General features: G+C 69.8%; 11 protein-coding genes. 2 read left to right on the top strand and 9 right to left on the bottom strand.

What is annotated here, in order from left to right; translation table 11 throughout:
• The 6 genes from dcd to ACFDTH_RS03370 all read right to left on the bottom strand — a co-directional run.
• Positions 1-507 (bottom strand): dCTP deaminase (dcd, locus tag ACFDTH_RS03395; protein WP_375286100.1); only part of this gene is annotated, 507 nt, incomplete at its 3' end.
• Positions 508-614: 107 nt separating this feature from the next.
• Complete coding sequence (locus tag ACFDTH_RS03390) at positions 615-1,904, bottom strand: sensor histidine kinase (RefSeq protein ID WP_375286099.1); 1,290 nt, start codon at positions 1,902-1,904, stop codon at positions 615-617.
• Between the two features lie 32 nt (positions 1,905-1,936).
• Entirely contained in the window at positions 1,937-2,656 is a 720-nt protein-coding gene (locus ACFDTH_RS03385) for a response regulator (protein WP_375286098.1), read from the bottom strand.
• Between the two features lie 71 nt (positions 2,657-2,727).
• Complete coding sequence (locus ACFDTH_RS03380) at positions 2,728-3,183, bottom strand: hypothetical protein (RefSeq protein ID WP_375286097.1); 456 nt, start codon at positions 3,181-3,183, stop codon at positions 2,728-2,730.
• A gap of 106 nt (positions 3,184-3,289) precedes the next feature.
• Positions 3,290-4,075 (bottom strand): thioesterase family protein, encoded by a 786-nt coding sequence (locus ACFDTH_RS03375; RefSeq protein WP_375286096.1) that lies wholly within the window; start codon positions 4,073-4,075, stop codon positions 3,290-3,292.
• Between the two features lie 121 nt (positions 4,076-4,196).
• Entirely contained in the window at positions 4,197-5,723 is a 1,527-nt protein-coding gene (locus ACFDTH_RS03370; protein ID WP_375286095.1) for a class I adenylate-forming enzyme family protein, read from the bottom strand.
• A gap of 179 nt (positions 5,724-5,902) precedes the next feature.
• Between ACFDTH_RS03370 and ACFDTH_RS03365 the strand changes: the two genes are divergently transcribed.
• Positions 5,903-6,682 (top strand): SDR family NAD(P)-dependent oxidoreductase, encoded by a 780-nt coding sequence (locus tag ACFDTH_RS03365; RefSeq protein ID WP_375286094.1) that lies wholly within the window; start codon positions 5,903-5,905, stop codon positions 6,680-6,682.
• Between the two features lie 52 nt (positions 6,683-6,734).
• Here ACFDTH_RS03365 and ACFDTH_RS03360 read toward each other — a convergent pair whose 3' ends face one another.
• The 3 genes from ACFDTH_RS03360 to ACFDTH_RS03350 form a co-directional block, all read right to left on the bottom strand.
• A complete protein-coding gene (locus tag ACFDTH_RS03360) occupies positions 6,735-7,424 on the bottom strand; it encodes a glutathione binding-like protein (protein ID WP_375286093.1) in 690 nt (229 codons plus the stop codon).
• A 49-nt stretch (positions 7,425-7,473) separates the two neighbouring features.
• A complete protein-coding gene (locus tag ACFDTH_RS03355) occupies positions 7,474-8,148 on the bottom strand; it encodes an MFS transporter (RefSeq protein WP_375286092.1) in 675 nt (224 codons plus the stop codon).
• 120 nt (positions 8,149-8,268) lie between these two features.
• The gene (locus ACFDTH_RS03350; protein WP_375286091.1) at positions 8,269-8,682 is read right to left on the bottom strand and encodes an MFS transporter; all 414 of its coding nucleotides are present in this window, start codon (positions 8,680-8,682) and stop codon (positions 8,269-8,271) included.
• A gap of 124 nt (positions 8,683-8,806) precedes the next feature.
• Here ACFDTH_RS03350 and ACFDTH_RS03345 point away from each other — a divergent pair, with 124 nt between their 5' ends.
• The gene (locus tag ACFDTH_RS03345; RefSeq protein WP_375286090.1) at positions 8,807-10,024 is read left to right on the top strand and encodes an acyl-CoA dehydrogenase family protein; all 1,218 of its coding nucleotides are present in this window, start codon (positions 8,807-8,809) and stop codon (positions 10,022-10,024) included.
• The last annotated feature ends 74 nt before the right edge of the window (positions 10,025-10,098 follow it).

The raw sequence follows: 10,098 nt of genomic DNA, 5'->3' as shown, positions 1-10,098 counted from the left end.
TCGGTCCGCATAGCTGACCTCGCACGCCTCTTCCCCGCGCAGGAACAGGAACTGGCAGGCGCCCTCATTGGCATAGATCTTGGCGGGCAACGGCGTGGTGTTGGAGAATTCCAGCGTCACATGCCCCTCCCAGCCGGGCTCCAGCGGTGTCACGTTCACGATGATGCCGCAGCGCGCATAGGTGGACTTGCCCAGACAGATCACCAGCACGTCGCGCGGCACGCGGAAATATTCCACAGTGCGGGCGAGCGCGAAGCTGTTGGGCGGCACGATGCACACCGGGGTCTGGCGATCGACGAAGCTGTTCTGCGCAAAGTCCTTGGGGTCCACCACCGCGCTGTCGACATTGGTGAAAATCTTGAACTCGTCCGCCACCCGCGCGTCGTACCCATAGGAGGACAGGCCGTATGAGATGCAGCCGTCGCGCCGCTGCGCCTCCACGAACGGCTCGATCATGCCGTCGGCGAGCGCGCGCTCGCGGATCCAGCGGTCGGACATCAGGGACATGGTTGGTTCCGTTCTCTCTACGTCACCCCGGCCTTGAGCCGGGGTCCCGCTTCTCAATCGCGGTAAGAAGGCTGCGGGACCCCGGGTCAAGCCCGGGGTGACGAGGATTAGCGGGGCAGCGTGATCACCGCCTCCAGCCCACCGGAGGGCCGGTTGGCAAGCGTGATCTCGCCGCCCGCGTCGCGCACGATGGCGCGGGCAAGGGCGAGGCCAAGGCCGCTGCCGCCGGTCTCGCGGTTGCGCGAGGTCTCCAGCCGCGTGAACGGATCGAACACATCGGCGAGCCGGTCGGCCGGGATGCCGGGTCCCTCGTCGCAGACCAGGATGGCGACGCGGCCGGGTGCGGCGTCGATCCGCACGGTGGCGCCGCCGCCATATTTCACCGCATTCTCGATCAGGTTGCGCACCGCGCGCCGCATCAGCGTCGGGCGCAGCCGCATCGGCGTGCGCGGTGCCTCTTCGAAGGTGACCGGCTGGTCCAGCTCGCGGAAATCCTCCACCACCGCATCGACCAGCGCGGCGACGTCGACATCGGTTTCCGGTTCGCTGGGACGGCCGAGCCGGGCGAGCGAGAGGATGTCGTCCAGCGTGCGGTTCATCTCGTCGATCGTGGCCGCCATGCGGGTGCGATCCTCGTCATCCTCGACCGATTCGATGCGGACGCGCAGCGCCGCCAATGGCGTGCGCAGGTCGTGCCCGATCGCGCCGAGCATGCGGTCCTTCTCGGCGAGCATCGCGGAGACGCGCAGCTGGAGCGCGTTGTGCGCGGCGATCACCGCCTGCACGTCCGGCGGGCCGCGCTCCTCGACGCGCGCGGCGCTGCCGGGGGTGAAGGTCTCGGCCGAGGCGGCGAGGGCGGCGAGCGGGCGAGAGATGCGCCGCGAGATCCACAGCACCGGCAGCAGCACTGCCGCATAGAGGATCACCGTCTGAGCGATGAGTCGCCACACCAGCCAATATTGCGATTCGGGCCACGGGCTGGCGATGACGAGCCAGCCGCGCCCGGGCTGTTCGGCGGCGATCACCAGCTCGAAGTCCGCAGGGGGGCCGATGCGACGACGGTTCATGCGCTCCCGCCGGCGTGCGGGCAGCCGATAGACCGCGGCCTCCACCGCGCCCACCGAGATGCCGGCGCGGGCGAGCTTCTCGCGCAGCTCCCGGGCGATCTCGGGGCGGCGGTGCGCTTCCGGCCCGATCGGGCTTGCCATCGTCCGACGCAGCCAGCCGCGCCGGTTGTTCAGCGCCCGTCCGGCACTTTCGCGTTCCAACCCATCGACGATCCGCGCCGCCGCGGGACCGGTGGTCTGTTCCACCCGCAGCGCCGCACGCTCGCGCAGGAGCAGGCCGAAGTTGATCGCCTGGGCAACGAACAGCGCCAGCCCGATCAGCGCCGCCATCTGACCGGCAAGGCTGCGCGGGACGAATCGCCTCAAAGCCGGGTGACCTCCGCCGCCAGCGTATAGCCGCCGCCCCAGACGGTCTTGATGATCTCCGGGGTCTTCGCGTCCGCCTCTATCTTGCGGCGCAGGCGACTGACCTGGTTGTCGATCGCGCGGTCGAACGCGCCGGCCTCGCGGCCCTGGGTCAGGTCGAGCAATTGGTCGCGGGTGAGCACCTGGCGCGGCCGGGTGACCAGCGCGAGCAGCAGGTTGTACTCGCCGGTGGAGAGCGGAACCGAGACGCCGTCCCGGTCGACCAGGCTGCGCTCGCCCGATTTCAGCACCCAGCCCGCGAAGGCGTAGCTGCCGCTGTCCGGCGCATGCTGGCGGGTGCCGCCGGCCTGGAGGCGGCGGAGCACCACCTTGATCCGCGCGGCGAGTTCGCGCGGGGAGAAGGGCTTCACCACATAATCGTCGGCGCCCATCTCCAGACCGACGATCCGGTCGGTCTCCTCCGCCTTGGCGGTGAGCAGGATCACCGGCACCTCTCCGGTCTCGCGGATGTGGCGGCATAAGGACAGGCCGTCCTCGCCCGGCATCATGATGTCCAGGATGACCAGGTCGATCGCATAAGCGGCGAGACGCGTGCGCGCGGCCTCGGCATCGCCGACCTGGGTGACGCGGAAGCCCTGTTTGGTGAGATATTGCGCCAGCGGCTCGCGGATCGAGCGTTCGTCGTCGACGAGGAGCAGGTGGGGAGTGTCGCCCATTCGGGTCTCCTAGCGAAGATGCGCCGGGCGGGCGAGGAGGGAGGACCCGCCCGGCGCGAGCGCGGTTGCGCTCAGCCCTGCTGCTGCGTGCGCTGCATACGCTGCTGCTTCCGCGCGAGACGGAAGTCGCGGATCTCCGCCTTGGCGATCTGGCCGTCCTTGTTGGCGTCGATCCGGTCGAAGCGGCGCATCGCCTTGCGCTCGAATTGCGCCTGGCTGACCTCGCGCTTCGGCCGCGCGTCGGCACGGGCATGGCGGCGGGGCATCTCCTCCGCGGTCAGGCGGCCGTCGTTGTTGCGGTCGAAGCGGGCGAACATCGCGTCGGCGGCGGCGCGCGCCTCGTCGCGGGTGATGACGCCGTCCTTGTTGGCGTCGGCACGCATCAGGCCACCGCCGCGGTGGTGCGGGCGCGGCGGCGCGTCGCGCTCGGCAGCCGGGTACGATGGGGTCTGGGCGGTCTGGGCGACGGCGGCGCCGCCGGCGAGAACGGAGGAGGCGAGGGCAAGGCCGAGGATCATAGTGCGCATGGAAAGGCTCCTGTTCGTGGGGCGGGCCATCCCGCCGACCACGCCCTTCTGGAGGCGGCCTGTCGCAAGCCTATGTCCGAAGCGGCCGGATGTGTCGCGGTTTGTATCAGGCGAAGATCGCCACCGACTGCGACTGCTCCGCCACCATCACGCCATCCGCATTCCAGATGCCCATCACCTGCGACGAACTCCCCTCGCGTGCGTAGTCGGCGTCCGAGCGGAGCAGCCACCAGCCGTCGGTCGTGGTGGGCGCGGGGCCGAGGACGTTGAGCATCCAGGTGAGCGAGCTCATCGGCACGTTGCGACCGAGCAGGCGTAGCGCAGCGGGGGGCAGGCAGTCGCCGACCGCGATCAGCTCCACCAGCGGGTCGAGCCCGTCGCGTTCGTTGAGCCGGGTCCAGCGCAGCCATTCGGCGGGCTTGAGCTCGGGCCCCTCGCGGCGGTCGACGAACTCGAAGTTGCGGGTGAAGGCGACGTGCGGGTTGCCCTTGTAGGTCACGTCGTCTGGCCCCGGCTTATCGAAGGAAGGCACGGTGGTGGTCTGGTGATCGACCTCGCTGGCGATCGCGCGCATGAACACGAAGGTGCAGCGCAGGCCCAGCCCCGCCTCGCTCTCGATATCCGCCTGGATGAAGGCGGCGTTCTTGCCGCGGCGAAGGCGGTGCGCGGTGACCAGGATCGGTCCGGCGAGCGGCCCGACGAAGGCGACCTGAGCGGAGCGCAGCGGCGGCAGATCGGTGTCCGACTGCATCGCGCAATGCAGCGCGATAGCGGCGGAGAGCCCGCCGTACGAGGTGCGGCCCTGGAGCCAATCGTCCGGGATTTCGCCGCGCCAGCCGGGGCCGTCGGGGAGCGAGGTCAGGCCGTCGAGGATCTGCTTCAGGCTGGTCATGGTGGACTCCTTGGAGCCCCTCCCCTTCAGGGGAGGGGTTGGGGTGGGGCAGTGCCGCAGGCGAGGAGTCTCGGTGAGACCTCGACCCCACCCCCAAACCCCTCCCCTGAAGGGGAGGAGCTTATCGAAACTCCCCCGCCGCCAGCCGGTCGCGCAGCTCACGCTTGAGCACCTTGCCGATCGCGCTGCGCGGCAGCTCCGCGGTGGGATGAAGGGCGGACAGGCGCTGGGTCTTGCCGAGCCGGACGTTGGTCTCGGCGAGCACGGCCGCGGCATCGGCCTCGCCGCGCGGCACATAGAAGCCGACCGGCGTCTCGCCCCATTGCTCGCTCGGCACGCCCACCACCGTGCAGTCGGCAACCGCGGGATGCTGCGCCAGCACCGCCTCGATGTCGGACGGGTAGATGTTGAACCCGCCCGAGATGATCATGTCCTTCTTGCGGTCCATCAGGATCAGGAAGCCGTCTTCGTCGAAGCGGCCGACATCGCCGTGGCGGATCCAGCGGTTCCCGTCCGCATCGCGCCATTCGGCGGCGCGGGTGGCGTCGTCGCGGCGGTGATAGCCGTTCATCATCGCGGGGCCGCGGCCGACGATCTCGCCCGTCCCGCCCGGCCCGACCTCGTTGCCGTCATCGTCGATCAGCCGCGCCTCGTTGCCGGGCATCAGCCGCCCGACGGTATGGAGCTTGTCGGGACACTCCGAGCAGTTGAGCCCGAAGGAGGCGCCGCCCTCGGTCATCCCGTAATATTCCACGAGGAGCCCGGGCCAGCGCTGCAGGATGTCGGCCTTCAGCTCCGGCTTGAACGGCGCCGAGGTGCAGGTCTTGAAGCGAAAGGCCGAGAGGTTGAACGTATCGAAGTCGGGCAGCGCCATGATCCGCTGGTACTGCACGGGCACCAGCATGGTGTGGGTGGCGCCATAGGTCTCCGCCAGCTGGAGGAAGCGGTGCGCGTCGAACTTCTTCATCAGCACCGCGGTGCCGCCCCAGGCCAGCGTCGGCAGGAAGCTGACCAGCGTGGTGTTCGAGTAGAGCGGCGTCGCCAGCAGGGTCACCGCGGTGTCGAAGCCTGCGGCGGCGTTGCGGCTGAAGTGCTGCCAGCGCATCTTGTGGCTCTGGACGATACCCTTGGGCACGCCGGTGGTGCCGGAGGAATAGATGATGTTGAAGCCGTCTTCCGGCGCGATCGTCACCGGAGCGGGCCTGGCTCCCCGGGGGGCGAGCCAGGCGTCGAGCGCTTCCAGCATCACCGGACGGGCGGGGAAGGTCTGGCCGGCGAGCGCCGCCTCGTTCGCGGCATCGAGGAAGACGACGCCCGCGCCGCTGTCCGCGATCATCCCGGCGATCTGCTCGGGCGTCGCGGAGGGCTGGATCGGCGCGGCGACCGAGCCGGCGCGCAGCGCGCCGAGGAAGACGATGCCCTGCTCGACCGACGGGTAGCTCACCATCGCCACCGCCTGTCGCTGCGCCGTCCCGTCGCGCTGGAGCGCGGCGGCGACGCGATCCATCAGCCGGTCGAGCTCGGCGTACGTGACCTGCCGGTCGCCATCGGCGATCGCGACCTTGTCGGCATAAGTAACAGCATTGGCGCGGATCAGGTCCGGGAGTGTTCCGAACTCCGTGGCGAGCATCTCGGCGGCGGTCTGCATCGGGGATGATGGCTAGGCGAAGGCGAAGGCGAATGCCATACGCGATCTTCGAAAAGTGGAGGCGATCTCCTCGACCCCGTTCGCCCTGAGCGAAGTCGAAGGGCACAACGCGACGGTGGCGCGGGTGCTTCGACTTCGCTCAGCACGAACGGTAGGGCCGAGGAAGAGGAGGCAGGCGCATGGACGGATCGGTGGCGATCGTGACGGGCGGCGGGACCGGCATCGGCGCCGCGGTGGTGCGGCAGCTGGCGGCGCGCGGCGTGCGCTGCGTGGTGAACTACGCCTCCAGCCGCGACGAGGCGGAGGCGCTGGCGGCCGAGGTCGGCGGCGCAGCGGTGCAGGCCGACATCGTCGAGGATGCGGCGTGCCGGGCGCTGGCCAGGGCGGCGGTGGAGCGGTTCGGGCGGCTCGACTTCCTGGTCAACAATGCCGGCCGGACCAAGTTCGCCGCGCATGAGGACCTCGACGCGCTGGAGGCGGAGGACTTCGTCGACATCTACCGGCTCAACACCGTCGCCGCCTTCCAGATGATCCGCGCCTGCGCCCCGGCGATGCGCGAAGGGCCGCATTCGGCGGTGGTGAACGTCGCCAGCGTCGCGGGGCTGTTCGGGATCGGCTCCTCGGTCGCCTATGCCGCCAGCAAGGGCGCGCTGCTGACACTGACCAGGAGCCTGGCGCGCGTGCTGGCGCCGGCGATCCGGGTGAATGCGGTGGCGCCGGGCTATGTCGGCACCGGCTGGTTCGAGAAGAGGCTGGGGGAGGAGGGGTTCGCCAGGCTCAATGCACGGATCGCGGGATCGGTGCCGATGGGACTCGCGGCGGGGCCGGACGACATTGCCGCGCCGATCGTGATGCTGCTCGATCCCGCGACGCGCGCGATCACCGGCGAGACGATGACGGTGGATGCCGGCGCGCACCTCGACACCGGGCTGAGCCGAAGGCCGGGACGGGAGGGGTGACCGATCCTCCACCATGCTGCGCATGGTCCCCCCGCGCCGGGGAAGGATCAGATCAGCGCGTCCCCTGGCCGAACAGCACCTTCTTCGCCTCCTCGGTCATCGGTGCCTGCTCGGACTGGATCGCCTTGCCCTTGGCATAGGCGCGCTCGGTCGCGGGGCGGGCCTGGATGGCGGCGTGCCAGCGGGCGAGGTGGGGGAAGTCGGCCGGATCCTGTCCCTGCGCCTCGGGGAGGATCCACGGATAGGCGGCCATGTCCGCGATCGTATAGTCCTCGCCCGCGACGAACGCGCGGTCGGCGAGGCGGCGGTCCAGCACGCCGTACAGCCGGTTGGTCTCGCGCACGTAGCGGTCGATGGCGTAGGGCACCTTCTCGGGCGCATAGCGGGTGAAATGGTGGTTCTGCCCGAGCATCGGGCCGAGGCCGCCCATCTGCCACATCAGCCATTGCAGCACCTCGGCGCGGCCGCGCAGGCCGTCTCCGCCGAAGCGGCCGGTCTTGTCGGCGAGGTAGAGCAGGATCGCGCCGCTCTCGAACACGCTGACCGGTTCACCGCCGTCGGCGGGGGCGTGGTCGACGATCGCGGGCATGCGGTTGTTGGGGGCGATGCGCAGGAAGTCGGGCTGGAATTGCTCTCCCGTGCCGATGTTTACCGGCTTGATCTCATAAGGCGTCGCGGTCTCTTCGAGGAACAGCGTCACCTTGTGGCCGTTCGGGGTGGGCCAGTAATGGAGGTCGATCATCGGCGGAGATCCTCTGGGTTCGCGCGGACAGGTGGGCGGGCGCACCGGCTCAGGCAAGGCGGCCGCGGCGGAGCACCACGCCGAACAGGAAGATCGCGAAGGTGAGCGCCGACAGCGCCGCGGCGAGCGCGAAGGCGGCGCCGGCCCAATGCCGCTCGGTGCCGATCGCCAGAGCCTGGGTCATCACCAGCGGCCCGACAATCGCGGCGATGCTGGCGAGGCTGGCCATGCCGCCCTGGAGCGCGCCCTGGTTGCTGGCATCCACCCGGCGCGACAGGATGGCGTTGATCGAGGGGAAGACCAGCCCGGTCAGCGCGCCGAGCGCGATCAGCGCATAGACCTGCCAGCCGGCGGTGGCGAAGGCATAGAGCGCGAAGACGATCGCACCGGCGGCGAGGCCGATCAGCACGGTGCGCTCCTCACCGAAATGCTGGATCGCGCGGCCGGTGAGCAACGCCTGCGCCAGCATCATGCTAAGCCCCGAGGCGGCGAGCGACCAGCCGATCGCGCGCGCGTCCCACTCCAGCGCGATCTCCGCCCAGAATGCCCAGGTGGCGGGGAACACCATATGCGCCACCTGCCAGACAAGGCCGCCGACGAGCAGCGGCGTCGCGCCGCCGGCGTGGAACAGCGGGGCGAAGGCGCCGAACACGTTGGCGCGGCGCCAGTCGAACGCGCGGCGGTTCTCGGGCGCGAGCGTTTCGGGCATCAGCGCGACGATCATCGCGGCATTGACGAAGGCAAGCGCGGCGGCGGCAACGAAAGGCGCGCGCGGGCCGAACTCGGCGAGCAGCCCGCCGATCGCCGGCCCCAGGATGAAGCCGCCGCCGAACGCCGCGCCGATTCAGCCGAACGCCTGGCCGCGCTTTTCGGGCGGGGTCACGTCGGCGATCACCGCATTGACCGGGCCGTAGGTCGCCCCGGCGATGCCCGCGATGGCGCGGCCGAGATACAGCCAGGCGAGCGTCGGCGCGGCGGCCATCAGCGCATAATCAGTGCCGAAGCAGATGAGGCTGACCAGCAGCACGCGGCGGCGGCCGAACCGGTCGGACAGGCTGCCGATCACCGGGCCGGCGAAGAAGTGCGTCACCGCATAGACCGCGAGCAGATAGCCGCCGATCCGCGTCGCCTGGGCGAGGTCGACGTGGCCGAGCTCCACCACCAGCGAGGGTAGCACGGGGAGAACGATGCCGAACCCGATCGAATCGATCAGGATCGCGGCGAGCGCGATCGGGATGGCACGGTGGTGGAAGTGCATGGCCGTCGGTCTCCCCCGCCCGTGAACCTAGCCGAACGCGGCAGACCGGCAAAGCGCTCTTCCCAAGTCGCGCGCGCCATGGCATGCACCATACCCGATCTTCTAGGATCATGGAGAGAGATGCATGGCGACTGCCGCCGAGCTCGACCGACCGGTCGGGAATCCTGACGCCTTTCGCGAGGAAGTGCGCGCGTTCCTTGCGGAGCATTTCCCCGCCGAACTGCGCGGCGCCGACAATGCGATGTCCGCGGTCGAGGGGCCGAGCGAGGAGACGCCGGCGCAGCGCGCGTGGCGCGAGGCGATGGGCGCGAAGGGATGGGGCGTGCCGACCTGGCCCGCGCAGTACGGCGGCGGCGGGCTTTCCCGAGAGCAGGCGCGCGTCCTGAACGAGGAGATGGCGCGCGCCGGTGCGTGGAACCCGATCGGCGGCATGGGTGTGATGATGTTCGGGCCCACGCTGCTCGAATATGGCAGCGAGGAACAGAAGCAGCAGCACATCCCCGGCATCGTCCGCGGCGAGGTGCGCTGGTGCCAGGGCTATTCGGAGCCGGGCGCGGGATCGGACCTCGCCTCGTTGCAGACCTTTGCCGAGGATCGCGGCGACCATTACGTCGTCAATGGCCAGAAGACCTGGACCAGCGGCGGCCAATGGGCGGACAAATGCTTCGCCCTGGTCCGCACCGACAAGACGCAGAAGCACGCCGGCATCAGCTTCCTCCTGATCGACATGGATGCGCCCGGCGTCGAGACCAAGCCGATCCGGCTGATCAGCGGCCAGTCCCCGTTCTGCGAGACCTTCTTCGCCGACGTGAAGGTGCCCAAGGAGAACCTCGTCGGGCGCGAGGGGCAGGGCTGGGAGATCGGCACGCGCCTGCTTCAGCACGAGCGGAGTTCGCTGTCGGGCGGCGGATCGGCGTCGCGGATGCTCGCCGGGCGGAGCGTGCCCGAGGTCGCGAAAAAGTATCGCGGCGCCGATGCCGAGGGGCGGATCGCCGATGCCGACCTCCGCACCCGCGTGATCAGGCACGAGATGGACCAGCGCGCCTTCGCGCTCACCCTGCGCCGCGCCGCGCTGGAGGCCAAGGGCAATGCCGGCCCCTCCGCCGCGACCAGCATCATGAAGAACGTCGGCGCACGGATCACCCAGGACCGCGCCGAACTCAACGTCGAGATCATGGGCATGCAGGGGCTGGGCTGGGAAGGCGAGGGGTTCAGCGCGGACGAACTGGCGCAGACCCGCAGCTGGCTGTGGGGCAAGGCCGTGTCGATCTACGGCGGCTCCAGCGAGATCCAGAACAACGTGATCGCCAAGCGCATCCTGGGGATGCTGGATCATCAGTAGTTTGGAGGGAGCAGGGAGCAGGGAGCAGTAGGCCCCACTTCTTCTGCTCCCTGCTCCCTGCTTCCTTCACAGAA

It is taken from the genome of Sphingomonas sp., from assembly GCF_042096255.1.
Classification (GTDB): domain Bacteria; phylum Pseudomonadota; class Alphaproteobacteria; order Sphingomonadales; family Sphingomonadaceae; genus Sphingomonas.
The sequence above is the reverse complement of the archived record's forward strand: the minus strand, read 5'-3'. Positions and strand labels throughout refer to the sequence as shown.